This is a genomic window from Amycolatopsis australiensis (assembly GCF_900119165.1).
In the GTDB taxonomy this organism is placed as follows: Bacteria; Actinomycetota; Actinomycetes; order Mycobacteriales; family Pseudonocardiaceae; genus Amycolatopsis; species Amycolatopsis australiensis.
Genome location: NZ_FPJG01000006.1, coordinates 2,320,859 through 2,346,344 on the forward strand (window position 1 = coordinate 2,320,859; position 25,486 = coordinate 2,346,344).

Here is a 25,486-nt window from a genome sequence, read left to right on the forward strand (position 1 = left end):
CGGCCTCGGCCTGGCGTTGCTCGGGCTGGCGCCGATCGGGTTCCTGGTCGTCTTCTTCGCCTGGCCGGTGCTGGCGATCGTCGGCCGCGGGTTCGCCGCCGGCGGCCTCGGCGTCGTCCTCGGCGACCCGCGGACGTGGCAGCTGGCCGGGTTCACCGTGGCGACGGCGGCCGCGTCGACGCTGGTCGCCGTGGTCGCCGGCCTGCCCGTGGCGTTCCTGCTCGCGCGGGTGCGGCTGCCCGGCGTCGGCTTGGCGCGGACGCTCGTGCTGGTGCCGTTCGTGCTGCCGACGGTCGTCGTCGGGCTCGCCTTCCGCGCGCTCTGGCCGGACGGTGGCGTGCTGCCGATCGTGCTGGCCAACGCCTTCTTCAACGTCGCGGTCGTCGCACGGACCGTCGCCGGGCTGTGGGCGCGGCTGGACGGACGGACGACCGACGCCGCCCGCGCGCTCGGTGCGTCCCCGTGGCGGGCCTTCCGCTCGGTGACGCTGCCCGCGCTCGCGCCGGCGATCGCGTCCGCCGCGGCCGTCGTCTTCCTGTTCTGCGCCACCAGTTTCGGCGTCGTGCTCATCCTCGGCGGCGCCCGGTACCGGACCCTGGAAACCGAGATCTACCTCCGGACGGTCGACCTCCTGGACCTCTCCGGCGCCGCCGCGCTGTCGCTGATCCAGTTCACCGCCGTGGTCGCGGCGCTGGTCGTCGGCGGGCTGGCGCGGCGGCGCAAGGACGGCGCCCGGATCGGATCCGGCCGCGCGGGGTGGCCGAGCGGCGGCGAATGGTGGGTCGTCGGCGCGGCGGGCGTCGTGCTCGCGCTGCTGCTGACGCCGATCGTCGCGCTCCTCGTCGAGTCGGTGTCCACAGCGGACGGCTGGAGCCTCGCCGGCTTCCGGGCCCTCACGAGTACCGGCGAGAAGGGCGCGCTGCAGGTGTCCGGCTGGGACGCCGCGCTCAACTCGCTGAAGGTCGCGATCGACGCGACACTGCTCGCGATGGTCGTCGGCGTGCTGGCGTCCGTCGTCCTCGTGGCACTGCGGCGATCGCCCGCGAAAGCCGCGCGCGGGCTGGGCGAGACGATGGACGCCGTCCTGATGCTGCCGCTCGGGGTGTCCGCGGTGACGGTCGGGTTCGGCTACCTCGTGACGCTCGACGCGCTGCCCGGCGACCTCCGCACGTCGCCCTACCTCGTCCCGCTGGCCCAGGCGCTGGTGATCATCCCGCTGATCGTGCGGATGGTGCTGCCGGTGCTGCGCTCGGTCGACGTCCGGCTGCGGCAGGCCGCCTCGACGCTCGGCGCGAGCCCGCTGCGGGTGTGGCGGGAGATCGACCTGCCGCTGACGCTGCGGCCGCTGGTCGCCGCGGCGGGGTTCGGGTTCGTCGTCGCGCTCGGCGAGTTCGGCGCGACCAGCTTCCTGGCCCGGCCGACGGCGCCGACGCTGCCGGTCGCGGTCGCGACGCTGATGGCGCGCCCGGGCGAGCTGAACAACCAGATGGCCTACGCGGCGTGCGCGCTGCTGATGCTCGTGACGGTGCTGGCGGTCGCGCTGATCGACCGGCTCGGGGCCGCGCGCGGCCGGGTGGGAGAGTTCTGATGGCGCTGTCGGTGCGGGACCTGACCGTCCACTACGGACAGTTCGCGGCGGTCCGCGACGTCCGGCTGGACATCGCCGACGGCGAGGTGCTGGCCCTGCTCGGCCCCTCCGGCTCCGGGAAGTCGACGCTGCTGCGCGCCATCACCGGCCTGGAGCCGTCGGCGCGCGGCACGGTCAGCTGGGACGGCGAGGACCTCGGCGCGGTGCCGGTGCACCGGCGCGGGTTCGGTCTGGTGTTCCAGGACGGCCAGCTGTTCGGCCACCGCGACGTCGCCGCGAACATCGCGTTCGGCCTGCGCATGCACGGCGTGCCGCGGGCGCGGTGGGCGCCGCGCGTCGCGGAGCTGCTGGCGCTCGTCGGCCTCTCCGGCTTCGAAAAGCGGCGGGTGACCGAGCTGTCCGGTGGTCAGGCGCAGCGGGTCGCGCTGGCCAGGGCGCTGGCGCCGAAACCGCGGCTGCTGCTGCTCGACGAACCGCTGTCCGGTTTGGACGCCGGACTGCGCGAGCAGCTGGCCATCGATCTGGCGGACCTGCTGCGCCGCAGCAAGATCACCGCCCTGCTGGTGACGCACGACCAGGAGGAAGCCTTCACGCTGGCCGACCGGGTCGCCGTGCTCGACGCCGGCGAGATCCGGCAGGAAGGCGCGGTCCGGCGGGTCTGGCGCAATCCGGCCGGCGACGACGTGGCTCGGTTCCTCGGCGTGACGACGTTCGCCGACGGTGTCGCGGCGGGCGGGGTGGTGCGCACGCCGTTCGGTGAGATCGCGCTGCCGGACGCCGGCGACGGCACGGTCCGGCTCGGTTTGCGGCCGCACGCGCTGCGGGTGGCACAGTCCGGAGTGGACGGTGAAGTCACGGCGGCGGTGCACCGGCGTGAGCACGTGCGGCTGGTCGTCCGGATCGGTGAGTCCACTGTGGACGCGGTAGCTCCGGCCGCGGCCGACCTGCGGGCCGGCGACCCGGTGCGGCTGGAACTCGACCCGGACGGCGTCGCACTCGTCGGCTGACTCAGGCGGCCCAGTGGGCCAGCAGGTCCAGCGCCGGTTCCGACGGGCTGCCGGGCTCGGCGGTGAACATGATCAGCCGCTGTCCCGAGAGGTCGGGCAGCTCGAAGTTCTCGAACCGCAGCGTCAGCTCGCCCGCGACGGGGTGGCGGAACCGCTTGCGGCCGTGCGTGCGCTGCTGCACGACCTGGCCCGACCACAGCGTCCGGAACGTCTCGCTGCGCAGCGTCAGTTCGCCGATGAGCGTCGCGAGGGCCTGGTCCGTCGCGTACCGCGCCGCGATGAGCCGCAGCTGGCCGACGGTGGCGCGGGCGACGTCGTGCCAGTCCGGGAACAGCTCGCGGCTCGCCGGGTCCAGCAGGCAGAAGCGGGCGAGATTGCGGTCCGGCGCGGTCTCGAAGTCGAAGAACAGCTGGGCCGAGAGCGCGTTCCAGGCGACGACGTCGAGCCGGTGGTCGACGACCAGCGCGGGGACGCGGTCCATCTTCGCCAGCAACTGCCGCAGCTCGGGGCGCACCCGGCGGGCCGACGGCGGCCGCGCCGGCCGGGCAGCCGCGAGATCGTGCAGGTGACCGCGTTCGACGTCGTCCAGCCGCAGCGTCCGGGCCAGCGCGTCGAGCACCTCGGGCGACGGGCCGCGCGCCCGCCCCTGTTCCAGCCGGATGTAGTACTCGACGCTGATCCCGGCCAGCTGCGCGACCTCTTCGCGGCGCAGGCCGCGCACCCGCCGCCGCGGGCCGGTGAGGACGCCGCACTCCGCCGGCGTCGCCGCTTCGCGGCGGGATTTCAAGAAGCGGCCCGGTTCCCGGTCCATGCCGTCGAGTCTGCCGGTTCCCCGGCCACCGGACCTGGCCCTGCCAGTACCAGGAACCGCGGACCGTCCCCCCGACAGGGATCTGGGCCGGCGGCGCGGGGCGCGGCAGGCTCGGCTCGCCGAAAGGAGAAAACCATGTGCCACAGCACCGAAAGCCGCCCGCCCGCGCCGCCCGTCGTCGGGGAGGTGGCCGCGCACGGGCCGCTCACGCTCACCGGGGCCGACGGGACGGAGTTCCTCGCCCACCACGCGGTGCCCGCCGAGCCGAACGGCCGCAAGATCGTCCTGCTGCCGGACGTGCGCGGCGTGCACCCGTACTACCGCGACCTGACCCGCCGGTTCGCCGAGGCCGGCTTCGAGACGGTCGTGATCGACTACTACGGCCGGAGCGCCGGTCTCGGCGACCGCGGCGACGACTTCGACTGGGAGAGCCGCCTGCCGCACGTTTCGCCCGCGGACGTCGCGGCCGACGTCGCCGCGGCACGGGACTTCCTCGGCGAAGGACCGGTGTACACGGTCGGCTTCTGCTTCGGCGCGGGCCAGTCGTGGCGGCTCTCGGCGGCGGGGCTCGGGCTGGCCGGCGTGATCGGCTTCTACGGCCTGCCGAAGCTGGTCGAGGACGTCGTCGGCGACCTCGAAGCGCCGATGCTGCTGCTGTTGGCCGGCGCGGACGTCGCGACGAGCCAGGCCGAGTTCGACGCCTTCACCGGCAAGCTGGACGCCGCCGGCGTCCGGTACGAGCGGCACGTGTACGAGGGCGCACCGCACTCGTTCTTCGACCGCTCGTACGCGGAGTGGGGCGAGGCCTGCGACGACGCCTGGCGCCGCATCCTCGCCTTCACTCAGCCGTCGCGCGTGGACAACCTCGCGTAGGCCAGCGACAGCCCGATCACGATGTAGCACGCCGCCCGCAGGGCGCCCTCACCCAGTGTCTGGGCGCCCATCGGGTCCTGCAGCACCTCCGCCGGCGCGATCGACCAGTTCTGCGTCAGCAGGAACGGGTGCAGCCACTTCAGCGAGCTGAGGAACCCGAGGATCGTGAACACGATGTCCCCGGCCAGCACCGAGGCGACCACCAGCATCGGGTGCTCGGTCCAGCTGGAGATCGCCAGCGCCACCGCGCCGACCGCCCACAGCTGCAGCACCACCCAGCCGGCCACCAGCAGGATCCGGGCCAGCGCCCCGCCCAGCGACAACGTCGTGCCCGAGAGCGTGAACAGCGAGTCCGTGCCGTTGATGACCAGCCCGGTCACCACGCCGGTGAAGCACATCGCCAGCACCGCGACCACCGACACCGTCGCGACGCCGAACGCCTTCACCGCCAGCAGCCTGCCCCGGCCGACCGGCGCGATCAGCCAGCCGCGCAGGGTGCCGTGCGCGGTCTCGCCCGCGATGGCGTCCGCGCCCGCCATGGCCGCGGCGAGCGGCAGGAGCAGCGCGAGCGCCATCACGATCGCCGCGATCGGCAGGACGAACGCGTTGTTGACCGCGGACGCCAGCAGCGCGCCATCGGGGTTCGGTCCGCCGGCGTCGGGCGTCCCGTTGCCGCTCACCAGCGTCAGGCCGATGCCGATCACGATCGGGATCAGCGCCAGCAGGGCCAGCACCGCGAGGGTGCGCGGCCGGCGGAAGATCCAGCGCAGCTCGGCGGCCAGCAGCCGGGTCAGCGGCACCGTGTCGTGACCCGTGCGGGTCACCGGTGCGTCCAGGACGGCCGTCATTCCGCTCCCTCCCCAGTGGACTCGGTCAGCCGGGCGAAGAGGTCCTCCAGCCCGGTGCGGGCCCGCGTCGCCTCGTGGACCGCGACCCCCGCGCCCACCAGGACCTGCAGCACCCGCGGCGCCGGCGTCGCCGTGAGGTCGGCGCGGACGCCGTCCGGCGTGAGCCGGGCGCCGATCCGGTTCTCCCGCAGCACCTCCACCGCGTGTTCCGCGTCCGGCGTGCGGACCAGCAGGGCCGCGTTCCCGGACTCCAGCAGCTCGGCCAGCTCGCCCTGCGCGACGACGTTGCCCGCCTGCAGCACGGCCACGTGCGTGCACGTCGCCTCCACCTCGGCCAGCAGGTGCGACGACACCAGCACGGTGACGCCCTCGGCGTGCAGATCGGCGATGATCCTGCGGATCTCCCTGGTACCCGCGGGATCGAGGCCGTTGGTCGGCTCGTCGAGCACGACCATCTTCCGCGGCACGAGCAACGCCGAAGCGAGCCCGAGCCGTTGCTTCATGCCGAGCGAATAGCCCTTGTAGCGCCGGCGCGCCGCCCCGGTCAGCCCGACGCGCTCAAGTGCGGCGTCCACTGCCGCCGGGATCCCCGCCGACGACATCCGCGGTTCCGCCGCGGCGAAGCGCAGCAGGTTGTCGCGCCCGGACAGGAACGGGTGGAAGCCCGGCCCCTCGACCAGCGCGCCGACGTCCGGCAGCGCATGCGCGGCGGCGTCCGGCATCGGACGGCCGAGCAGCTCGACCTCGCCCTCGGTCGGGCGGACCAGCCCGAGCAGCATCCGGATGGTGGTCGTCTTGCCCGAGCCGTTGGGCCCGAGCATCCCCACGACCGCGCCTTCCGGGATGTCGAGGTCGACGTGGTCCACCGCGACCGTGCCGCGGTAGACCTTGCGCAGGCCCCGGGTGCGCGCGGCCAGCGGGACCGCCGGGGCGGACGCCTCCGAAGAGACGTCCGCCCCGGACTCGACAGCCGTGCTGGTCACTTCTGACCCAGCGCTTCGTACAGGACCTGCTCCGGCACCGCGCCGGCGGCGAACCGGCCGTCGTCGGTCAGGACGGCGCTGCCGACCTTCGTGGTGACGAGGTAGCCGCTGCCCCAGGCACCGCTGACCTTCTTGGCGAACCGATCGAGCAGCGCCTTCGGGTCGGCGTTGCGGCCCTCGCGGCCGGACTGCTGCTTCGGCGCCGCGTTCAGCGCGTCCGCCGGCACCTTGCCCGTGACGACGGTGTCCCAGCCGTCCCCGACGACCTTGGTGTCCTGCTTCGCCTGCTCGGCCAGGTCCTTGTCCTTCTGGTCGATCGCCGGCGTCTTCTCCTCCACCTTCGCGCCCTTCGGCGGGGTGAAGGTGAACAGGTCGGCGGGCTGCTGGGTGAACTCGATGTCGGTGAAGGCGACCTCGAGCGCCGGCGTGGACGTGCCGTTGCTCAGCACCGACACCCGCAGCGGCAGCCGCGTCTGCGAGTCGACCGCGACGCGGATCTCGCGCAGCAGCGTCCGCTCGGTCGGCTTCGGCGTCAGCACCAGCTCGTAGGCCGGGCGGTCGGCGACGGTCGCGGTGCCGTCGACCGACACCGTGCTGCTCTCGCGGACCTTCGCGAGCAGTTCGGTGGACGCCGCGACCGGGTCGGCCAGCTTCTCGCTGCCCGCGCCCTTCTGCTTGGCCACGTCGGCGGGGATGGTCACCTTCGTCGCGGTGTTCGTCTTGGAGCTGTAGTCCCAGACGGTCGTGCCGTCGTGGACCACGGTCTCCTGGGTGGCCCCCTGCGTGACGGCCAGGCGGCTCTTGCCCGCGCCGTCGCTGAAGATGTGTGCCGAGTCGATGTTCAGCGCCGACGCCCCCGGCAGCGCGTTCCCCACCGACGGCAGTCCCAGGTCGTTGCTGACCTTGACCGTGCCGTCGAACGCGCCCGGCTTGGCCTTCAGCACCGACTGGACCAGGTCCTCGGCGCTCACCTGCGGCAGCGCCGGCTTGTCGTCGGCGCTGGCCGGCATCGCGACGAACGCGAGCCCGCCCGCACCGAGCGCGGTGCCGACGACCGCGGCGGTGATGCCCTTCGTCTTCGGTTTCATGCGTCTCTCCCTGTGGTGTTCCCGGGCTCGAGTGTGCCCGGCTTCCCGCCACCGACGCTTCCCTCTCGAGACTGAGATACCACTGAAGGTTCTCGCTCTCCGGCTGAGATCGTGCTGAGAGCTGACGCGGGACCTGCACGAACCGGCCATGATGAACGGCGTGAAACCTCGGGTGCTGGTGGTCGACGACGAACCGGGCGTGCGGAAGGCGCTGCAGCGCGGGCTGCGCGCGGAGGACATGGACGTGGTCACCGCCGCCGACGGCCCCACCGGGCTGCAGCTGGCGAGCACCGGCTCGTTCGACGTGATCCTGCTCGACATCATGCTGCCCGGCCTGTCCGGCTACCGCGTGCTGGAGCGGCTGCGCAAGGACGGCGTGACGACGCCGGTGCTGCTCGTCTCGGCCAAGGACGGCGAGATCGACCAGGCCGACGGGCTCGACCTCGGCGCCGACGGCTACCTCGTCAAGCCGTTCTCCTTCGTGGTGCTGGTCGCACAGGTCCGCGCGGTGCTGCGCCGCGCCGGGCCGGAAGCGGGCCGCGGCACGCTGCGGCTCGGGGCGCTGGAAGTCGACCGCGGGCTGCGCCAGGTGCACTGGAACGGCCAGGAGGTCGGGCTGAGCCCGCGCGAGTTCGCGCTCCTGGAAGTCCTCGTCGGCCGGGCGGGCACGGTCGTCACGAAGGACGAGCTGCTGCGCGCGGTCTGGGGCGAGGAGCAGGCCGTGACGCGCAACCTCGTCGAGGTGTACGTCGGGTACGTGCGGCGCAAGCTCGACGCGGTCGGCGCCGGCGCGCTGCTGCGGACCGTGCGCGGCCACGGCTACCTGGCCTCCGACGCGCAGCTCGACGAGGTCATCACCCCGTGATCTCCTGGTGGCGCGGCCGGACGCTGCAGGCCCGGATCACCGTGCTGGCCGCGACGATCACCCTGGCCTGCCTGCTCGGCCTGGCCGCGCTCGCGGCGGCCAAGCTTTCGCCGCTGCTCATCGGCTCGGTCGACCGCGAGCTGTCCGGCGCGCTCGGCCCGGCGGGCGCCGAGGTGAGCGCCGGGCGGCCGCTGTCCGGTGCGGCCCCGGTGACGCTGCGGGTGCTGGACATCGCGGGCACGCCGGTGGACGGCGGCACCCCGGTCGGCCTCGGCCCGGCGGACGTCTCGGCGCTGAAGGCGGGACAGCCGGTGCAGCGCGACGGCGCGCGGTACCTCGGCACGGTCGTCAGCGCGCCCGACGGGTCGCAACGGCTGGTCGTCGCGGGGGCCGGTCTGGTCGGCTTCTCCGCCGCGGTGCACTACGGCGGCGTGTGGCTCGTGGTCGTGGCGTCTGCGGGCGCGCTGGTCGCGGGGTTCGCGACGTGGCTGGTGGTGCGGTTGGCGCTGCGGCCGGTGGCGCGGATGCGCGGCTCGGTGCGTTCGCTGCCACGGGGGGCGCGGCTGGCGCTGCCGGACTCGCACGACGAGCTGCGCGCGCTGGCGGAGGAGTTCAACGCGCTGCTGGAACGGCAGGAGCAGGCCAGCGAACGGCTGCGGCGCTTCACCGGCGACTCCGCGCACGAGCTGCGTTCGCCGGTCGCGTCGATCCGGGTGCAGGCGGAGGTGGCTGTGGCCAACCCGGATCCGGAGCTGGCGCAGGAGACGCTGTCGGACATCCTCACCGAGGCCGAGCGGCTGTCGTCGTTGCTGGACGGGCTGTTGTCGCTGGCCCGCTCGGACGCGGGCGAGGTGCCGCCCGCTTCGCCGGTCGAGCTGGTCAGCGAGGTCCGCTCGGCCGTGGCCCGGCTGCCGGCGGGGGCGCCGGAGACGCGGGTGAGCACGGCGGTCCCGCAGGCGTGGGCGTCGGCTACGCACGCGGAGGTGGAGCTGGTGCTGGACAACCTGCTGCGCAACGCGTGCCGCTACGCGCGCGGCGAGATCGTGGTGTCGGTGCTGGCGTCGCGGTCGTCGGTGCGGCTGGTGGTCGACGACGACGGCCCGGGCATCGCGCCGGAGCACCGCGAGAAGGTGTTCGACCGGTTCTACCGCATCGCGGACGACCGCGCCCGATCCTCGGGCGGCACAGGCCTGGGGCTGGCGATGGTGGCGGAGGCGGTCCGCAGGCGCGGCGGCCGGGTCCAGGTGGGCGAGTCCCCGGACGGCGGCGCCCGGTTCGTGGTCGTCTGGCGCGCGGCACCGGGGAAGTCGCCAGCCTGACCGCACCCAGCCCCCAAGCGCCCCAAGGCGGCCTTGGGTGCACAAGACGCACCGAGGGCCGCCTTGGGTGCGCAAGACGCACCGAAGGCCACATTGGGGCGCTTGACCTGGTCACTGCCGGACCGGCCGGGGAGGAGGCTGCCGCGGGCGAGGGATCCGGGCTTCCGGGTAGATTCCGGGGCTGTGAACGGTGTGATCGTGGGTGCCGCCCTGGTGCGTGACGGCAAGCTGCTCGCCCAGCAGCGTGCTTGGCCGCCCGGGCACGCGGGGCAGTGGGAGCTGCCCGGCGGGCGGGTCGAGGACGGCGAGTCCGAGGCCTTCGCCCTGGCCCGCGAGTGCAGCGAGGAACTCGACGTCGTCATCGAGGTCGGCGCGCGGGTCGGGGAAGACGTCCCGCTGCCCGGCGGCAAGGTCCTGCGGATCTACGCCGCGAAGCTCGTTTCCCCCGGCGAGGAGCCGCGGGCCGTCGAGCACCGAGCCGTGCGCTGGCTCGGGCCCGACGACCTCGACGACGTCGACTGGCTGCCCGCCGACCGTCTCCTGCTGCCCGCCTTCCGCGAACTGCTCAATTAGCCCCGATCATCCGCAACGCCGCGTCGACCCGGTGCGAGCCGCGCTCCCGGGCCCGCTCCGCGCCCGCCTTGCGCACCCGGTCCAGCTCCGCGACGTCGTCCAGCAGGGACAACGCCCGTTCCCGCAACGGCCGCAGCTCCTCGATCACGGCATCGGCGACGGCGTCTTTCACCGCACCGTAGGAAGAGAACTCCGAAGCCAGCTCCGCCGGCGAGCCGCCCCGGCAGGCGGCCAGGATCTCCAGGAGGTTCGCCATCCCGGGCCGGGTGTCCGGGGCGTGCACCGGCACCGAGCCGCCGTCGGTGACCGCGCGGCGGATCTTGCGCCGGATCTGGTCGGGCTCGTCGAGCGCGTACACCACGCCCGCGCCGTCGCGCGACGACTTCGACATCTTGCGCGTCGGGTCGGCGAGGTCCTTGACGCGGGCGCCCGCGGGCGGCAGCACCGCGCGCGGGATCGTGAAGACCTCGCCGTAGGTGCCGTTGAACCGCTTGGCCAGCGTCCGCGTCAGCTCGACGTGCTGGCGCTGGTCCTCACCGACGGGTACCTCGTCCGCGCCCTGCAGCAGGATGTCCGCGGCCATCAGCGCCGGGTAGGTCAGCAGCGACAGCCGCACCCCGGCCTGGCCTTTCGATTTCTCCTTGAACTGGATCATCCTGGCCGCTTCGCCGTAGTTGCAGGTGCACTCCAGGACCCAGGTCAGCGCGCCGAGCTCGCGGGCCAGGTCGGACTGGACGAACACCCGCTCGGGATCGATGCCGGCGGCGATCAGCACCGCCAGCTGCTCGTGCGCCAGCGACCGGAGTTTCGCCGGGTTGTGCGGGGTCGTCATGCCGTGCAGGTCGGCGACGAAGTACAGGTCGTCGGCGCCGCCCTCGAGCGCCCAGCGCCGCACGGCCCCGAGGTAGTTGCCGAGGTGGACGTGACCCGACGGCGTGATGCCGGACAGCTTGCTCATGTGTCTTCCCTTCCGAGGAGGGCCCACCCCGGAGAAGGCACGAAAAAGGCCGCCCGTCCGGGGCGGCCGCTGGTGATCAGCGCAGGACTAAACGGCCGCCGAGGGCGGCCACCAGTTGGCGGTCTGCGCGTGCATGGCCCGACTATAGCCGGGTCCGTCAACAGTTGGCATCGTCCGGACGCGCGAGCGCGCGAACGGAGTTACCGTCAAGACATGTATGTCGTCCTGCTGAACTACACGGCCCCCACCGAGGAAATCGACTACGCGCTCCCGGACCACGTCGAATGGCTGAACAAGCAGTACGAGCACGGCCATTTTCTGGCGTCCGGGCGGCGCAACCCGCGCACCGGCGGCGTGATCATCACGCGCCCGATGCCCCGCGGGAAGCTCGACGCCATCCTGGCGACCGACCCGTTTTCCGTGAAGCACCTGGCGCAGTACGAGGTGATCGAGTTCTCGCCGACGAAGACGGCGCCGGAGCTGCGGCAGATCAACGAGGCCGTCCCGCACTAGGCGGCGAGTTCGAGCTTCGCCTTCTTCAGCGCCAGCACCGGGCACTTCTTGCAGCGCGGCTTGGACCGGCAGCACTTCTTCTTGACCTTGCCGGCCTTCATCAGCTTGCGCACGACCTTCCGCGGGTCCTTCGGCTTCTTGCCCACGCGCACGCTCCTGTCGGATCGGCAACCGTCACCGGTTTCCCACGTTAGGCCAGCCTAACCGCAGAGGGGGCGTGGGGCCGCTCACAAGAGGGCGGCAGGTAGACTAGGTGAGGTCCGCGTGTGACCAGAGCCGGTCACGGGATGCCTGACGGGCTTACGCGGCCACCCACCCCTTGAAGTTCAGGAGTTCCCGCGTGCCCGCAGCCAGCGCTACCGTCGAAACCGGCCGGCCGACCGGTAAGACCCGGCCCGACCTGCGCAATGTCGCGATCGTAGCCCACGTCGACCACGGCAAGACCACGCTGGTGGACGCGATGCTCCGCCAGTCCGGCGCCTTCGCCGAGCGCGCCGAGCTCGTCGACCGCGTGATGGACTCCGGTGAGCTGGAGCGGGAAAAGGGCATCACGATCCTGGCGAAGAACACCTCGATCCGCCGCCAGACCGAAGACGGCCCGATCACCATCAACGTCATCGACACCCCCGGCCACGCCGACTTCGGCGGCGAGGTCGAGCGCGGCCTGTCGATGGTCGACGGCGTCGTCCTGCTGGTCGACGCGTCCGAGGGCCCGCTCCCGCAGACCCGGTTCGTGCTGCGCAAGACCCTGGAGGCCGGCCTGCCGGTGATCCTGGTGGTCAACAAGGTCGACCGGCCGGACGCGCGCATCGCCGAGGTCGTCGAGGAGACCCACGACCTGCTGCTGGACCTGGCCGGCGACATCGAGGACGCCGATCTCGACGCGATCCTCGACCTCCCGGTCGTCTACGCCTCGGCGCGCGCCGGCAAGGCGAGCCTGGAGCAGCCCGCGGACGGCGGCCTGCCCGACAGCGAGAACCTCGACCCGCTGTTCGAGACGCTGCTGCGGCACGTCCCGCCGCCCGTCGCCGACCTCGACGCCCCGCTGCAGGCCCTGGTCACGAACCTCGACGCGTCGAACTTCCTCGGCCGCATCGCGCTGATCCGCATCCACGCCGGCAAGCTCCGCAAGGGCCAGACCGTGGCCTGGATGCGCGAAGACGGCTCGGTGCAGAACGTCCGCATCTCGGAGCTGCTGGTCACCGAGGCGCTGACCCGCGTCCCGGCCACCGAGGCCACCGCGGGCGAGCTGGTCGCGATCGCGGGCATCCCGGAGATCACCATCGGCGACACGCTGGCCGACGCGGAGAACCCGGTGGCGCTGCCCCGGATCACCGTCGACGAGCCCGCCATCTCGATGACCATCGGCGTCAACACCTCGCCGCTGGCCGGGCGCAACGGCGGCGACAAGGTCACCGCGCGGCTGGTCAAGGCCCGGCTCGACCAGGAGCTGGTCGGCAACGTCTCGATCCGCGTCCTGCCGACCGAGCGCCCGGACACCTGGGAGGTCCAGGGCCGCGGCGAGCTCGCGCTGGCCATCCTCGTCGAGCAGATGCGCCGCGAAGGCTTCGAGCTGACCGTCGGCAAGCCGCAGGTGGTGCTCCGCACGATCGACGGCAAGCTGCACGAGCCGTTCGAGCGCCTCTACATCGACTCGCCGGAGGAGCACCTCGGCGCGATCACGCAGCTGCTCGCGTCCCGCAAGGGCCGCATGGAGGACATGAGCGGCAACGGCACCGGCCGGATCAAGCTGATCTACGTGCTGCCCTCCCGCGGCCTGATCGGCTTCCGCACCGACTTCCTGACCGAGACCCGCGGCACCGGCATCGCGAACCACGTGTTCGAGGGCTACTTCCCGTGGGCGGGCGAGATCCGCACCCGGCACAGCGGCTCGCTGGTCGCCGACCGGTCCGGCCCGATCACCGCGTACGCGATGATCCAGCTGGCCGACCGCGGCACGTTCTTCGTCGAGCCGGGTGCCGAGGTGTACGAGGGCATGGTCGTGGGCGAGAACCCGCGCATGGAGGACCTCGACATCAACATCACCAAGGAGAAGAAGCTCACCAACATGCGCTCGTCCACCGGTGACGAGCTCGAGCGCCTCGCCCGGCCCCGCAAGCTGGGCCTGGAGGAGGCGCTGGAGTTCTGCGCCGCCGACGAGTGCGTCGAGGTGGCCCCGGACGTCGTGCGCGTCCGGAAGGTGACGCTGGACATCGCGACCCGCGCCAAGGAGCGTTCGCGGGCCAAGAGCCGCGAAAACAACTGAGCCCGCGCAGCGCGTGAAAACCTCCCGGCGGCCTCCGCCGGGAGGTTTTTTCGTGGCCCGGCGGTCACCGTCGGTGGACGATCGGCCGACGCGAAGTCACGAATTCCGCCGTTCTTCTCCTTATATCTTTATAGGGGTTCCGCGGGACTCGGCGCCTGGTGTTCACCACCCGGTGAATCCCGTCCCGTGTCCGGCGCGTGTTCGTTCCGCCGTTCCGGAACGGTCCGGGAACCCGGACGGCCGTCCCCGCGTCCTTCTCGATACCGGCCACCTTGGGGCGCCGGGCCCGGCCGATCCGGGTGTGGGAATCTCGGTTCCGGCCGCGGACGCGGCCGTGGGAGCATGGCTGACCCGATCGGCGGAACCTGGGAGGAACGGGCGTGCGGGTGAATCGCAAGGCGGTGCCGGTACTGGCACTCGCGGCCGTGCTGGTCACCGCCTGCTCGAACACCCCGCCGCCCCCGGTCGTCTCCTCGTCGGTGCCGCCCGCGTCGACCACCGGCAAGACGCCGTCGCAGATCGTCGTCGGAGTCGACGACGTGCTGGGCGGGTACAACCCGCACAACCTCGCCGACTCCTCGCAGGCCACCTCCGCGTTGTCGCAGCTGCTGCTGCCCTCGGTGTTCCGCCAGAAGGACGACGGCAGCACCCAGCTGGACAAGAACCTCATGAAGTCCGCCGAGGTGGTCTCGCAGCAGCCGTTCGTGGTCGCCTACGACATCCGGCCGGACGCGTCCTGGTCCGACGGCGCGCCGATCGCCGCCGAGGACTTCGACTACCTGCGCACCCAGATGCGCGACCAGCCCGGCGTGATCGGGCCCGCCGGCTACCGGCAGATCACCGACCTGCAGTCCCGCGAAGGCGGCAAGCGCGTCGAGGTCACCTTCGCCAAGCCGTACCCCGGCTGGCAGACGCTGTTCTCCGACCTGCTGCCCGCCCACCTGCTCAAGGACGCGCCCGACGGCTGGCGGGGCGCGCTCGCGTCGAACTTCCCGGCCGTCGCCGGGCCGTTCTCGATCAAGAGCCTCGACACCGCCCGCGGCGAGGTCATCCTCGAGCGCAACGAGCGCTACTGGGAGAAGCCGGCCGCGATCGACCGGATCGTGCTGCGCCGCTCCGACCAGAACACGCTGCTCGCCGCGCTGCGCAGCGGCAACGACCAGTTCGCGCTGGCCAGGACCACCGGCGACGAGCTCAAGCTGCTCGGCGAGCTCGGCCCCGCCGTGCAGCTGCACACCGTGGCCCGGCCGCTGGTCGCCGACATCCTGCTGCGCCCGGTCAGCGCCACGCTGCACGATCCCCAGGTGCGTGCCGGCGTCGCGGCGCTGATCGACCGGGCCAAGCTGATCACCGAAGGCGTCAACGGCGGCCCGTCGTCGCAGCTGCACGCCGACGCGCAGGTGAAGGCGCCGTCGGTGCCGGGCTACGCGGCGACCATCCCGCCCGGCCCGCCGACCGCACCCGACGTCGCGAAGGCCGAGGAGTCGCTGAAGGCGGCGGGCTACACCAAGACCGCGGGCACCTGGCGCAAGAACGGCAAGGCCCTCTCGCTGGTGATCGCCTCGCCGGGCACGCAGGAGCCGTACGCGACGATCGCCAAGGAGCTCAGCGGCCAGCTCGCCGCGCAGGGCATCGAGGTCAACGCGATCACGCCGCAGCCGCGTGACCTGTTCGGCGGCCTGCTCGCGATGCCGGTCGTCTCGGGGGTCCAGCAGCCGGCCGGCGACTCGGCGGGCAACGTCGGCGTCGACATCGCCGTGGTGCCGCAGGCGGTGGGCGGCGACACGGCGTCGGTGCTCGCGTCGACCTTCGGCTGCCGCCTGGAGCAGACCGCCACCGGAGCCGATCCGGCGAAACCCGTCGTACCGGGCAATTCGGCGGGGTTCTGCGATCCGGCGCTGCAGCCGTCGATCGACGCCGCGCTGTCCGGTTCGACGCCGATCACCGAGGCGCTCACCACCCTGGAGCCTGAACTTTGGCGTCAGAACGTGGTGGTCCCGCTGTTCCAGCTGGCTGACACCCTGGCGATCGGATCGGGCATCTCGGGCGTCACGCCGGGTCCCCCCATGGTGGGCCCGTTCGGGTCGGCCGTGAACTGGACTCGCGGCCCGAAGTAATCGCTCGGCTACGCATTCAGTACTACCGGGTGATCTTGACGCACGCCTTCGGGTGGGACGCCATGAATCCGTGAGGTAACCGTCGTATTTCTGGATGTCGGCTGGAAGTCACCCTTTGGTCACGATCGACCCTGAACTGGTGACTGTCGGTGCTTTTCCTTTCTAGCGTGCTCCCGCAGTGCGCCAGTTGAGTGTCGCTTGGCGTGTCGTAGGCTCCGGCACCAAACCGGAGCGGTGTGGGTCCTTGTCACAATTCAGGGACTCAGTGCTAGGAGGGCACACTTCATGAGGAGAACCAAAGCAGTCTCCGCCTTGTCGCTCGTCGCAGGCGCTTCGCTGCTGCTGAGCGCCTGCAGCGGGGGCGACTCGGGCTCGGGGAGCACCGACCAGAACGGCTCGTCGACCGACGTCAAGGCGATGGCGGTCGGCAAGGCCGAGCAGGGTGACTCGTTCAAGCTCGCGGACGTCAAGGGCTGGGACGGCACGGTCACGGTCGGGATCGACGACGGGTACTCCGGGTACAACAACAACACCCCGGACACCAACAGCTCGTACAACACCTACATCTTGACCACCGTCCTCGAAGACGCGTTCGTCCTCGACGGCAACAACAAGGTGCTGCTCAACAAGGACATCCTCGACTCGGTCGACGTGACGTCCAAGGACCCGCAGGTCGTCACGTACAAGATCAAGCCGAACCTCAAGTGGTCCGACGACGCGCCGTTCGACTGCAAGGACTTCTACCTGGCGTGGCTGTCGGGAAGCGGCCAGGCGAAGGGCTCGGACGGCAAGAACCCGTTCAACGCGGCCTCGACCACCGGCTACGACAAGATCAAGACCGCCACCTGCAAGGACAACCTGACCTTCGAGACGGACTACAGCGAGCCGTACCTCGACTACAAGGGCCTGTTCAGCGGCGTCCAGATCCTGCCGGCGCACATCCTCGAGAAGCAGACCGGCATCGCGGACATCACCAAGCTCGCGCCGAACGGTGACCCGGCCCAGCTGTCCAAGGCCGGCGACTTCTGGACGAACAAGTGGAAGGGCTTCGACAAGTCGATCATGCCGGCCTCCGGCCCGTACATGATCGACGCGTTCGACGCCAACCAGAAGGCCGTCACGCTGGTCAAGAACCCGAAGTGGGCGGGCGGCAAGGGCGGCCCGGCGAAGATCGTCGTGAAGGCCATGGAAGACACCAAGGCCATGGCGACCGCGCTGCAGAACGGCGAGATCGACGTCGCGGCGTCGACCCAGCCGGACGCCACCGCGGCCCAGACGATGAAGAGCCTCGCGCCGCAGGGTGTGGTCTACGGTTCCGCGCCGCAGCTCACCTACGAGCACCTTGACCTGCAGTTCAACCGCATGTTCAAGGACGACGCGCTGCGCAAGGCGTTCTTCGAGGCGGTCGACCGCAAGCCGATCGTCGACAAGCTGCTCAAGGAAGTCCAGGCCGACGCGGCTCCGCTGAACTCGATCGTGTTCTTCCAGGGTGAGCCGGGTTACACCGACCTGTACAGCAGCAAGGCGGGCCTGGGTGCCGAGGCGGCGGCGAAGACGCTGACCGACGCGGGCTGGACGAAGGGTGCCGACGGCATCTTCGCCAAGAACGGCCAGCGCGCCTCGTTCAAGATCACGCACAACCAGAACTCGCGCCGCAGCCAGACCGTCGAGATCATCATCTCGCAGGCCAAGGCGGCCGGCATCGAGGTCAAGGACGAGACCGACGCCAACTTCCTCAAGGGTGGCCGCGTCTCGACCGGTGACTACGACGTCGCGCTGTTCGGCTGGTCCTCCGCGCCGTTCAAGTCGCAGTCGCGCTCGATCTACGTCTGCCCGAACAACGGCGGTGACCAGAACTACCAGAACCTCTGCGACCCGAAGATCGACGACGCGTTCAACGCGGCCGTGAAGGCGACCGACGAGACCGTCAAGACGCAGAGCTACCAGGCCGCGGACAAGGCGATCGCGGACAAGTACGCGACCATCCCGCTGTGGCAGACCCCGTCCATGTGGGCGTTCAAGGGCATCGACCGCGTGTACATGCAGTCGTACAACGGTGCGCTCTGGAACGCCGGCGAGTGGGAGCAGAAGAAGTAGGGCTCGTCCCGCCTCTTCTTTCCCCTCGCTCCAGATGACCTGGGAGGTACCGGGGTCCGGCCACAAGCCGGGCCCCGGTACCCACCGGAAGTAGCTGTTGACCGTAGGGTTACCGCCACTACGGTAGACAACCGGGTAGCGGTCCAGCGCACTTCTGACGACCAGGCCCGGATGAGGAGCAGTTCGTTGAACCTGGTGATCTACATCCTTCGCCGTCTGGCGATATCGATTCCCGTCCTGCTGGTCGGGACCTTTTTGTCGTTCGTGATGGTCGCCGCCACCGGTGACCCGCTGGGCGAGCTCCGCCACAACCCGCAGATGAGCAAGGACGCCATCGAGGCCCTCTCCCACAAGATGGGGCTGGACCAGGGCATCGTGCCGCGCTACTTCTCGTGGCTCGGGCACTTCCTCACGGGTGACTGGGGCACGTCCATCGCACAGGGCAACGCACTCGCGCCGGTCGCCCCCAAGGTGATGGCCGCCTTCGCGGTCACCTTCAAGCTGGTCGTCGGTGCCGAGATCCTCGCGTTGATCATCGGCATCATCGTCGGCGTGCTCGCCGCGGTGAAGCAGTACTCGATCATCGACTACATCGCCACCACGCTGGCCTTCCTGCTGTTCTCCATGCCGATCTTCTGCGTGGCGATCGTGCTCAAGAACTACGCGATCGAAATCAACGGCTGGGTCCGCGACCTCGGCCTCTCCGACGTCCTCGGCAACCCGTGGCTGCGCACGACCAGCCCGGAGCAGCTGAAGACCGACGGTGTCGGCGACTTCATAGCCAGCACGATCGGCGCGTACCTGCTGCCGGTGCTCTCGATCATGGCGATCAGCTTCGCCGCGTACAGCCGGTTCCAGCGTGCCTCGATGCTCGAGGTCATGGGCTCGGACTACGTGCGCACCGCGCGCGCCAAGGGCCTGGCGAGCGGCCGGGTCATCTTCCGGCACGCGTTCCGCAACGCCCTGATCCCGGTGACCACGTTGTTCTCGGTGAACTTCGGCTCGGTGCTCGCCGGCGCGATCATCACCGAAACCGTGTTCAACTGGCACGGTATGGGCACATTGCTGGTGGAAGCGGTCTCGAAGAACGACACTCAGGTGATGATGGGCTGGCTCGTGGTGATCGCCACCAGCGTGATCGTCGCCAACCTGATCGCCGACATGATGTACGGCATCCTGGACCCGAGGATTCGCGTTGGCTGACTTGAACTCTCTTCTCGCGAGCGAGACCGCGGCCGCGGACGGCACCCTGCCCGCGGAGAGCCTGCCCGAACCCCGGAGTCAGGGCAAGCTGGTCCTCCGGAAGTTCCTGCACCACAAGCTGGCCATGGTGTCGACCGCCGTGCTGGTGCTGATCGTGCTGCTCAGCATCATCATGCCGATCTTCTGGAAGCACAGCTACGAGGACAGCTCGTTCCCGTCGTTCGCCAAGCCGAGCGGCGAGTTCCCGCTGGGCACCACCCAGGTCGGCAAGGACATGGTGTCGCAGATCCTGCGCGGCACCCAGTTCTCGCTGCTGATCGCCCTCACGGTGTCGATCCTGTCGACGGTCGTCGGTGTCGTTCTCGGCGCCATGGCGGGCTACCTGCGCCGGTTCACCGACTCGGCGGTCTCGCGGGTGACGGACCTGTTCCTGATCATCCCGCAGATCGCCGCGGCGGCCATCCTGGCGAAGGTGTTCGGGAGCGGCTCCTGGTACATCGTCGCGCTGGTGCTGGCGGCGTTCGGCTGGATGCAGATCGCCCGCATCACCCGCGCCGAAGCGATGTCGCTGTCCCAGCGCGAGTTCGTCGACGCGGCTCGCGCTTCGGGTGCCGGCACGTTCCGGATCATCTTCAAGCACCTGGTGCCGAACATGGTCGGCAGCATCACGGTCAACGCGACCCTCGCGGTCGCGCAGGCCGTGCTGGCGGAAGCCGCGCTGTCGTTCATCGGCCTCGGTGTCCAGCTGCCGGACACCTCGCTCGGCCGCGTCATCCTGGAGAACTACGCCCAGCTGCAGACGCGGCCGGCGCTGTTCTTCGGCCCGTTCGTCGTGCTCGTGCTGATTTCACTGACGATCAACTTCATCGGTGACGGTCTTCGCGACGCCTTCGACCCGCGTCAGCGGAGAATGAAGGCCTGAACGCGTGACGCGGGGGTGACCGGGATCCGGTCGCCCCCGCGTTCGTTTCAGGCGCGGAGATTGCCGGAACTGGGGGTTTCGGATGAATCTCGTGCTCTACGTGCTCCGCCGGCTGGCCATTTCGGTGCCGGTCCTGCTGGTCGGCACGTTCCTCTGCTTCGTCATGGTGGCCAACACGGGCGACCCGCTCGGGGAGCTGCGGAGCAAACCCGGCATCAGCGCGGCGGCGATCGCCGACACCGAGCACCGGCTCGGCCTCGACCAGAGCGTCATCGCGCGGTACTTCACCTGGCTCGGCCACTTCCTGACCGGCGACTGGGGGATCTCCATCGCGCAGGGCAACGCGCTGCAGCCGGTGGCGCCGAAGGTGATGGCGGCGTTCCGGGTCACGCTCGAACTGGTGCTGGCGGCGTCCGTGCTGGCGCTGTTCTTCGGGGTGCTGGTCGGGGTCCTCGCCGCGGTCAAGCAGTACTCGATCTGGGACTACATCGCGACGACGCTGGCGTTCCTGATGTTCTCGATGCCGATCTTCTGCATCGCGATCGTCCTCAAGGGCTACGCGATCCGCGCGAACATCTGGGTGCGCGAACTGGGCCTGGCCGACGTCCTCGGCGACCCGTGGCTGCGCACGACGAGCCCGGAGAGCCTCTCGGCGACCGGCGTCGGCGACGCGCTGGCGAAGTACGTCGGCGCGTTCCTGCTGCCGACGCTGTCGATCATGGCGATCACGTTCGCGGCGTACAGCCGCTTCCAGCGGGCGTCGATGCTGGAGGTCCTGGGCGCCGACTACGTACGCACCGCGCGCGCGAAGGGCGTCTCGAACAGCCGCGTGATCTGGCGCCACGCGTTCCGCAACGCCCTGATCCCGGTGATGACGTTGTTTTCGGTGAACTTCGGCGCCACGGTGACGGGCGCGATCATCACCGAGACGGTGTTCAACTGGCACGGCATGGGCACGCTGCTGGTGGAGGCGGTCAACAAGAACGACCCGCAGGTCCTGATGGGCTGGCTGGTGGTGATCGCGACGAGCGTGGTGCTGGCGAACCTGCTCGCGGACCTGCTGTACGGCATCCTGGACCCGAGAATCCGCGTGGGCTAGAAGCGCCCCAATGTGGCCTTCGGTGCGTCTCACGCACCCAAGGGGCCCTTCGGTGCGCCACACGCAACCAAGGGGCCCTTCGGTGCTCCTCCCGTGCCCCCGCGGGTGACGCTGGGCGGCGCGGCTGTGGCTACCTCCGCGATCTCACCGAGGGCGAGGATCCGCCGTGGGGCGGGTGGAAGTTCCCGGAGTGCTCGGTGTTCGCCGGCGCGCTCAACCACGCTGATCTGGGCGCGGTCCGCGCGTGGGTGGCGAAGGCGCCGTGGCGCTGCCCCAACGCCGTCCAGTTGCTCCTGCAGGACCAGCACGAGGTGTTCTTCCGGCTGTGGATGCTCCGCGACGGTCAGTTGCGGCAGTACGCCCCGGAGAAGCCCCACGAGGACGACCCGGACTTCGAAGACGGCTGAAGGCCGCCACCCGAGCCGGGTGGCGGCCTTCAGCCGTCTTCAGAGCCTCAGTCGGCCACCGGGGCCAGCCGGCCGGCCTCCCAGGCCGCGCGGCGCTCCGCCTGCAGCACCGGGTCCGCCACCGGGGCCGCCGACAACAGGCGCTTCGTGTACTCCTGCTGCGGCGAGTGCAGCACCTGGTCGCGGGTGCCGACCTCCACCAGCTTGCCGTGCTGCATCACCGCCACGCGGTCGGCCAGCAGGTCGACCACCGCGAGGTCGTGGCTGATGAACAGGCACGCGAACTGCAGCGACTGCTGCAGGTCCAGGAACAGGTCCAGCACGCGGGCCTGCACCGACACGTCCAGCGCCGACGTCGGCTCGTCCGCGATCAGCAGCGCCGGGTCGAGCGACAGGGCCCGCGCGATCGCCACGCGCTGGCGCTGGCCGCCCGAGAGCTCGTGCGGGTAGCGATTCATGTAGTGCCCGCCCAGCTCGACCTTGTCGAGCAGCGACCGGACGCGCGCCGACAGCGCCTTGCCGGAGAGCACCTTGTGCAGCACCATCGGCTCGGCGATCGACTCGCCGATCGTCATCTTCGGGTCCAGAGTGGACGCCGGGTCCTGGAACACGATCGAGAAGTACCGGCGAAGCGGGCGAAGCTCCTTCGCCGACATCTTCGTGATGTCCTTGCCCGCGATCGCCACCGTGCCCGACGTCGGGTCGAGCAGGCGGATGGCGCAACGGCCGACCGTCGTCTTGCCCGAGCCGGACTCGCCGACCAGGCCGACGATCTCGCCCTTGGCGATGGTCAGCGAGACGTCGTCCACCGCGCGGTTCTTGCTCTGGCCGCGGCGGCCGGGGTACTCGAGCACCAGGTTCTTGATCTCCAGGGCCGGCGCGGCCTCCTCGATCACGGCCTCGAGCTCTTCGTCGGCCAGCCGGATCTCCTCGGCGATCTTGGCCGCCTCGGTGCTGTCGGTGGCGATGCCGGCGTCGTCGAGCAGGCGACGCCCCTCGGGACGCTGGCCGAGCACCGGCACCGCGGCGAGCAGCCGCCGGGTGTAGTCCTCCTTCGGCGACGCGAACAGCTCGCGCACCGGCGCCTCTTCGACGATCTCGCCCTGGTACATCACGATGACGCGGTCGGCCATGTCGGCGACGACGCCCATGTCGTGGGTGATCAGCACGATCGCCGTGTCGAGGGTGTCCCGCAGCTTGCGCAGCAGGCCCAGGATCTCGGCCTGGACCGTGACGTCGAGCGCGGTGGTCGGCTCGTCGGCGATGATGACCTTCGGGTCGCACGCGATCGCCATGGCGATGACGACGCGCTGGCGCAGGCCGCCCGAGAGCTGGTGCGGGTACTGCTTGAACCGCAGCGGCGGGTTCGGGATGCCGACCATGTCGAGCAGCTCGATCGCGCGCTTGTCCGCGGCGGCCTTCGAGATGTCCAGGTGCGCGCGCAGCGCCTCGCGCAGCTGCCAGCCGACCGTGTAGACCGGGTTCAGCGCGGTCATCGGCTCCTGGAAGATCATCGCGACCTCGTTGCCGCGGATCTTCCGCTTCTCCTTCTCGGAGAGGCTGGCCAGGTTGCGTTCGCCGAGACGCAGTTCGCCGGCGATCTTGCTGGTCTTGGGCAGCAGGCCCAGCACCGACATCGACGTCACGGACTTGCCGGACCCGGACTCCCCGACCACCGCGACGATCTCGCCGGGCTGCACGTCGAACCCGATGCCCTTGACCGCGTCGACGACGCCGTCTTCGGTCCGGAACGACACGCTGAGGTCGGAAATGGACAGGACCGATCCTGACACGCCGGCGACGTCCGCCGAAGTTGCTTCAGTGCTCACCAGATGCCCTTCGTGGGGGTACAACGAGGCGCGACGCGGCGGTCGCGACTCGCGCGAGGATAACCGAGGGTGTCCCCGACTAAGGTCGGAGCACGGGAATTACGCTCAAGCCGTGATCTCCCCGGTACCGCGCAGGCTGCTGCTCGTCCACGCCCATCCCGACGACGAGAGCATCACCACCGGCGCCACGATCGCACGATACGCCGCCGAAGGCGCCGAGGTGACCGTGGTGACCTGCACGCTGGGCGAAGAGGGCGAGATCATGCCGGACCTGGCGGAGCTGGCCGGGCTGGGTGCCTGGGCCGCCGACCAGCTGGGCGGCTACCGCGTCGCCGAGCTGAAGGCCGCCTGTGCCGCGCTGGGGGTGTCACGGCATCGCTACCTGGGCGGGATCGGCCGGTGGCGGGACTCGGGCATGGCGGGCACGCCGGCGGCGGCGCACCCGCGGGCGTTCACCGGCGGCTCCGCCGGCGAGCAGGCCGCGCAGCTGGCGGAGATCCTCGACGAGGTGCGGCCCCAGGTCGTCGTCACCTACGACGCCTTCGGCGGCTACGGCCACCCGGACCACATCCGCGCGCACGAGATCACCATGGCGGCCGCGCCGCGGGCGGCGTCGGTGGCGCGCGTGTTCCACACCGTGACGTCGAGGGACGCGGTGCGTGCCGGGCTGGCCGCGCTGCGTGCCCGCGACGGCGTGACGTTCACCGTGCCGGACGACGACGAGCTGCCCGCGACACCGGACGAGGAGATCACGACGGTGCTCGACGTCACCGCGTACCTCCCGGCGAAGCTGGCGGCACTGCGCGCGCACGCGACGCAGCTGGCCGTGGTCGACGGGGACGTGCCGTACTTCGCGCTGACGAACCGGCTCGCCCAGCCCATCCCGGCGCGCGACACCTTCGTCCTGGCCCACGGGCCGGCCGAGGGTGCCGCGGACGACCTGTTCGGCGGGCTGTGACCGTGCCCGGGCCGCTGACGTGGGAGCAGAGGCTGTTCCTGCTGCTGCTCGTCGCCGACACCGTGCTGCTGGCCGTGCTGGAGCTGTTCTTCCTGCCGCTGCGGATCGGGGTCGTGCCGGTGCCGGTGACGGTGCTCGTCGGCGCGCTCACCACGCCGTGGCTCGTGTCGACGACGGCCAAGCTGGTGCGGCCGGGCCTTTCCTGGGTACCCCTGGCGGTGTGGGTGGTCGTCGTGTTCGGGGTCGGGATGCTGGGCCCGGGCGGCGACCTGGTGCTGATCCAGGACTGGCGCGCGCTGGTGCTGCTCGGCGCGAGCGCGCTGCCGGGCGCGATGGTGCTCGGCGGCGGGCTCGGCCGCGCGGCGGGAAGGAAACCGGGACGTGGCTGAGGCGATTTCCGACAAGCAGGTCGTGGCCGTGCTGCGGCCGTTCGTGCGGGCGTGCGGGCCGGTGCTCGACGCGCTGCGCGAGTCCGACCCGTTCGGCCTGCAGGCGCGGGCCCGCGACGACCTCGCCGGGGTCGAGTCCGGGCTGAAGGCCAAGCTGATCCACGGGCTGACGTCGGTGAAGGTGCCCGGCACGGCCGCGTGGGCGCGGATGACGGGCTACGACCGGTCGAGCTGGTGGATGAACCGCGTCGGCCGCTTCACGGCGCTGCTGACGGCGATCCCGGGCCTGGGCGGCGCGCTGGCCGACCGGCTGCCGGTGCAGGACGCGCTGGGCGCGGCGTCACAGGGACTGCTGTTGTGCGCGATCGCCGGCGAGTACGGCGTGACGGACGTCGGCACGCGGGTGCGGCTCATCGCGTGGGCGCTCTTCGACCGCGAGATCGACGCGGACCTCGCGGCCGGCAAGCACGCGGACCATGACGAAGCCGCGGAGGCGGACGAAGCGGCGAAGCTGACCGAAGAGCTGACGGCGTCGGAGAAGAAGCACGGCAAGGCGACGATCAAGGCGGCGGCCGGCACACTGTGGCGCCTCGGGCGCGCGTTGTACGGCATCACCGAGGAGCTGGAGAAGCGCCCGCACGGCAACTTCCTCCACCGCGCGGTCGGCATGCTGCCGATCGTCGGCGCGGCGGGCGACTACTTCGGCGAGCGGTCGGGCTTGAAGAAGGTCTGGAAACGCGCACACGTCTGGCTGACCGAGCGCCGCACCTGAC

24 protein-coding genes are annotated in these 25,486 nt (G+C 71.0%); 17 read left to right on the forward strand and 7 right to left on the reverse strand.

Features of this window, described 5'->3' with window-relative positions:
- Window positions 1–25 precede the first annotated feature (25 nt).
- Together BT341_RS12425 and BT341_RS12430 are read left to right on the forward strand one after the other, a co-directional pair.
- On the forward strand, window positions 26–1,588 hold the full coding sequence (locus BT341_RS12425) for an ABC transporter permease (protein WP_072481917.1): 1,563 nt from the start codon (window positions 26–28) through the stop codon (window positions 1,586–1,588).
- On the forward strand, window positions 1,588–2,595 hold the full coding sequence (locus BT341_RS12430) for an ABC transporter ATP-binding protein (RefSeq protein WP_072476439.1): 1,008 nt from the start codon (window positions 1,588–1,590) through the stop codon (window positions 2,593–2,595). The genes BT341_RS12425 and BT341_RS12430 overlap by 1 nt, the downstream gene beginning before the upstream one ends.
- Before the next feature lies 1 nt (window position 2,596).
- On the opposite strand, the gene BT341_RS12435 is transcribed toward BT341_RS12430, so the two are convergent.
- Window positions 2,597–3,406: an MmyB family transcriptional regulator gene (locus BT341_RS12435; protein ID WP_072476440.1), complete on the reverse strand. Its 810-nt coding sequence runs from the start codon at window positions 3,404–3,406 to the stop codon at window positions 2,597–2,599.
- A 135-nt stretch (window positions 3,407–3,541) separates the two neighbouring features.
- Between BT341_RS12435 and BT341_RS12440 the strand changes: the two genes are divergently transcribed.
- Window positions 3,542–4,279: a dienelactone hydrolase family protein gene (locus BT341_RS12440; protein ID WP_072476441.1), complete on the forward strand. Its 738-nt coding sequence runs from the start codon at window positions 3,542–3,544 to the stop codon at window positions 4,277–4,279.
- Here the strand turns inward: BT341_RS12440 and BT341_RS12445 are convergent.
- Genes BT341_RS12445 through BT341_RS12455 form a run of 3 tightly spaced genes read right to left on the reverse strand, consistent with a single transcriptional unit; the run spans window position 4,249 to window position 7,198 of the window.
- Window positions 4,249–5,127 (reverse strand): ABC transporter permease subunit, encoded by an 879-nt coding sequence (locus BT341_RS12445; protein WP_072476442.1) that lies wholly within the window; start codon window positions 5,125–5,127, stop codon window positions 4,249–4,251. The two genes, BT341_RS12440 and BT341_RS12445, sit on opposite strands and share 31 nt — an antisense overlap.
- On the reverse strand, window positions 5,124–6,110 hold the full coding sequence (locus tag BT341_RS12450) for an ABC transporter ATP-binding protein (RefSeq protein ID WP_072476443.1): 987 nt from the start codon (window positions 6,108–6,110) through the stop codon (window positions 5,124–5,126). Before BT341_RS12450 ends, BT341_RS12445 begins: the two co-directional genes overlap by 4 nt.
- Complete coding sequence (locus tag BT341_RS12455) at window positions 6,107–7,198, reverse strand: LolA family protein (protein ID WP_072476444.1); 1,092 nt, start codon at window positions 7,196–7,198, stop codon at window positions 6,107–6,109. Before BT341_RS12455 ends, BT341_RS12450 begins: the two co-directional genes overlap by 4 nt.
- Before the next feature lie 148 nt (window positions 7,199–7,346).
- Here BT341_RS12455 and BT341_RS12460 point away from each other — a divergent pair, with 148 nt between their 5' ends.
- The 3 genes from BT341_RS12460 (at window position 7,347) to BT341_RS12470 (ending at window position 9,955) form a co-directional block, all read left to right on the forward strand.
- Window positions 7,347–8,063: a response regulator transcription factor gene (locus BT341_RS12460; RefSeq protein ID WP_072476445.1), complete on the forward strand. Its 717-nt coding sequence runs from the start codon at window positions 7,347–7,349 to the stop codon at window positions 8,061–8,063.
- Window positions 8,060–9,382, forward strand: coding sequence for a sensor histidine kinase (locus BT341_RS12465; RefSeq protein WP_072476446.1), 1,323 nt, complete (start codon window positions 8,060–8,062; stop codon window positions 9,380–9,382). Before BT341_RS12460 ends, BT341_RS12465 begins: the two co-directional genes overlap by 4 nt.
- Before the next feature lie 183 nt (window positions 9,383–9,565).
- A complete protein-coding gene (locus BT341_RS12470; RefSeq protein ID WP_072476447.1) occupies window positions 9,566–9,955 on the forward strand; it encodes a (deoxy)nucleoside triphosphate pyrophosphohydrolase in 390 nt (129 codons plus the stop codon).
- On the opposite strand, the gene trpS is transcribed toward BT341_RS12470, so the two are convergent.
- Entirely contained in the window at window positions 9,948–10,913 is a 966-nt protein-coding gene (gene trpS / locus BT341_RS12475) for a tryptophan--tRNA ligase (protein ID WP_072476448.1), read from the reverse strand. The two genes, BT341_RS12470 and trpS, sit on opposite strands and share 8 nt — an antisense overlap.
- 213 nt (window positions 10,914–11,126) lie before the next feature.
- On the opposite strand from trpS, the gene BT341_RS12480 reads away from it, so the two are divergent.
- Window positions 11,127–11,426 carry a YciI family protein gene (locus BT341_RS12480; RefSeq protein WP_072476449.1) on the forward strand — a complete coding sequence of 100 codons (300 nt, stop codon included), beginning with the start codon at window positions 11,127–11,129 and terminating at the stop codon, window positions 11,424–11,426.
- Here BT341_RS12480 and BT341_RS45245 read toward each other — a convergent pair.
- The gene (locus tag BT341_RS45245) at window positions 11,423–11,572 is read right to left on the reverse strand and encodes a hypothetical protein (protein ID WP_177328791.1); all 150 of its coding nucleotides are present in this window, start codon (window positions 11,570–11,572) and stop codon (window positions 11,423–11,425) included. The genes BT341_RS12480 and BT341_RS45245 overlap by 4 nt on opposite strands.
- Before the next feature lie 194 nt (window positions 11,573–11,766).
- On the opposite strand from BT341_RS45245, the gene typA reads away from it, so the two are divergent.
- The 7 genes from typA (at window position 11,767) to BT341_RS12515 (ending at window position 21,537) form a co-directional block, all read left to right on the forward strand.
- Window positions 11,767–13,692: a translational GTPase TypA gene (typA, locus tag BT341_RS12485; RefSeq protein ID WP_072476450.1), complete on the forward strand. Its 1,926-nt coding sequence runs from the start codon at window positions 11,767–11,769 to the stop codon at window positions 13,690–13,692.
- Window positions 13,693–14,072: 380 nt separating this feature from the next.
- Window positions 14,073–15,809 (forward strand): ABC transporter family substrate-binding protein, encoded by a 1,737-nt coding sequence (locus tag BT341_RS12490; protein WP_072476451.1) that lies wholly within the window; start codon window positions 14,073–14,075, stop codon window positions 15,807–15,809.
- Window positions 15,810–16,094: 285 nt separating this feature from the next.
- Window positions 16,095–17,906: an ABC transporter family substrate-binding protein gene (locus tag BT341_RS12495; RefSeq protein WP_072476452.1), complete on the forward strand. Its 1,812-nt coding sequence runs from the start codon at window positions 16,095–16,097 to the stop codon at window positions 17,904–17,906.
- Window positions 17,907–18,092: 186 nt separating this feature from the next.
- On the forward strand, window positions 18,093–19,109 hold the full coding sequence (locus tag BT341_RS12500) for an ABC transporter permease (RefSeq protein ID WP_072476453.1): 1,017 nt from the start codon (window positions 18,093–18,095) through the stop codon (window positions 19,107–19,109).
- Window positions 19,102–20,031, forward strand: a complete 930-nt coding sequence (locus tag BT341_RS12505) for an ABC transporter permease (protein WP_143168539.1) — start codon at window positions 19,102–19,104, stop codon at window positions 20,029–20,031. Before BT341_RS12500 ends, BT341_RS12505 begins: the two co-directional genes overlap by 8 nt.
- An 82-nt stretch (window positions 20,032–20,113) precedes the next feature.
- Entirely contained in the window at window positions 20,114–21,130 is a 1,017-nt protein-coding gene (locus BT341_RS12510; protein ID WP_072476455.1) for an ABC transporter permease, read from the forward strand.
- A 197-nt stretch (window positions 21,131–21,327) separates the two neighbouring features.
- A complete protein-coding gene (locus BT341_RS12515; RefSeq protein ID WP_072476456.1) occupies window positions 21,328–21,537 on the forward strand; it encodes a hypothetical protein in 210 nt (69 codons plus the stop codon).
- A gap of 47 nt (window positions 21,538–21,584) precedes the next feature.
- Here the strand turns inward: BT341_RS12515 and BT341_RS12520 are convergent, their stop codons facing one another.
- Window positions 21,585–23,366, reverse strand: coding sequence for an ABC transporter ATP-binding protein (locus tag BT341_RS12520; RefSeq protein ID WP_072476457.1), 1,782 nt, complete (start codon window positions 23,364–23,366; stop codon window positions 21,585–21,587).
- A 112-nt stretch (window positions 23,367–23,478) separates the two neighbouring features.
- Between BT341_RS12520 and mshB the strand changes: the two genes are divergently transcribed.
- Genes mshB through BT341_RS12535 form a run of 3 tightly spaced genes read left to right on the forward strand, consistent with a single transcriptional unit; the run spans window position 23,479 to window position 25,485 of the window.
- Window positions 23,479–24,324 (forward strand): N-acetyl-1-D-myo-inositol-2-amino-2-deoxy-alpha-D-glucopyranoside deacetylase, encoded by an 846-nt coding sequence (mshB, locus tag BT341_RS12525; RefSeq protein WP_072476458.1) that lies wholly within the window; start codon window positions 23,479–23,481, stop codon window positions 24,322–24,324.
- The gene (locus tag BT341_RS12530) at window positions 24,321–24,713 is read left to right on the forward strand and encodes a hypothetical protein (protein ID WP_072476459.1); all 393 of its coding nucleotides are present in this window, start codon (window positions 24,321–24,323) and stop codon (window positions 24,711–24,713) included. Before mshB ends, BT341_RS12530 begins: the two co-directional genes overlap by 4 nt.
- Window positions 24,706–25,485, forward strand: coding sequence for a hypothetical protein (locus tag BT341_RS12535; RefSeq protein WP_072476460.1), 780 nt, complete (start codon window positions 24,706–24,708; stop codon window positions 25,483–25,485). Before BT341_RS12530 ends, BT341_RS12535 begins: the two co-directional genes overlap by 8 nt.
- Window position 25,486: the final 1 nt, after the last annotated feature.

Bases quoted from the DNA above. Each gene is read 5' to 3' on its own strand.
- BT341_RS12455 (WP_072476444.1), bottom strand. From the start codon at position 7,198: ATGAAACCGAAGACGAAGGGCATCACCGCCGCGGTCGTCGGCACCGCG.
- BT341_RS12480 (WP_072476449.1), top strand. From the start codon at position 11,127: ATGTATGTCGTCCTGCTGAACTACACGGCCCCCACCGAGGAAATCGAC.
- BT341_RS12510 (WP_072476455.1), top strand. From the start codon at position 20,114: ATGAATCTCGTGCTCTACGTGCTCCGCCGGCTGGCCATTTCGGTGCCG.
- BT341_RS12430 (WP_072476439.1), top strand. From the start codon at position 1,588: ATGGCGCTGTCGGTGCGGGACCTGACCGTCCACTACGGACAGTTCGCG.
- BT341_RS12495 (WP_072476452.1), top strand. From the start codon at position 16,095: ATGAGGAGAACCAAAGCAGTCTCCGCCTTGTCGCTCGTCGCAGGCGCT.
- BT341_RS12460 (WP_072476445.1), top strand. From the start codon at position 7,347: ATGATGAACGGCGTGAAACCTCGGGTGCTGGTGGTCGACGACGAACCG.
- BT341_RS12445 (WP_072476442.1), bottom strand. From the start codon at position 5,127: ATGACGGCCGTCCTGGACGCACCGGTGACCCGCACGGGTCACGACACG.
- trpS (WP_072476448.1), bottom strand. From the start codon at position 10,913: ATGAGCAAGCTGTCCGGCATCACGCCGTCGGGTCACGTCCACCTCGGC.
- BT341_RS12440 (WP_072476441.1), top strand. From the start codon at position 3,542: ATGTGCCACAGCACCGAAAGCCGCCCGCCCGCGCCGCCCGTCGTCGGG.
- BT341_RS12435 (WP_072476440.1), bottom strand. From the start codon at position 3,406: ATGGACCGGGAACCGGGCCGCTTCTTGAAATCCCGCCGCGAAGCGGCG.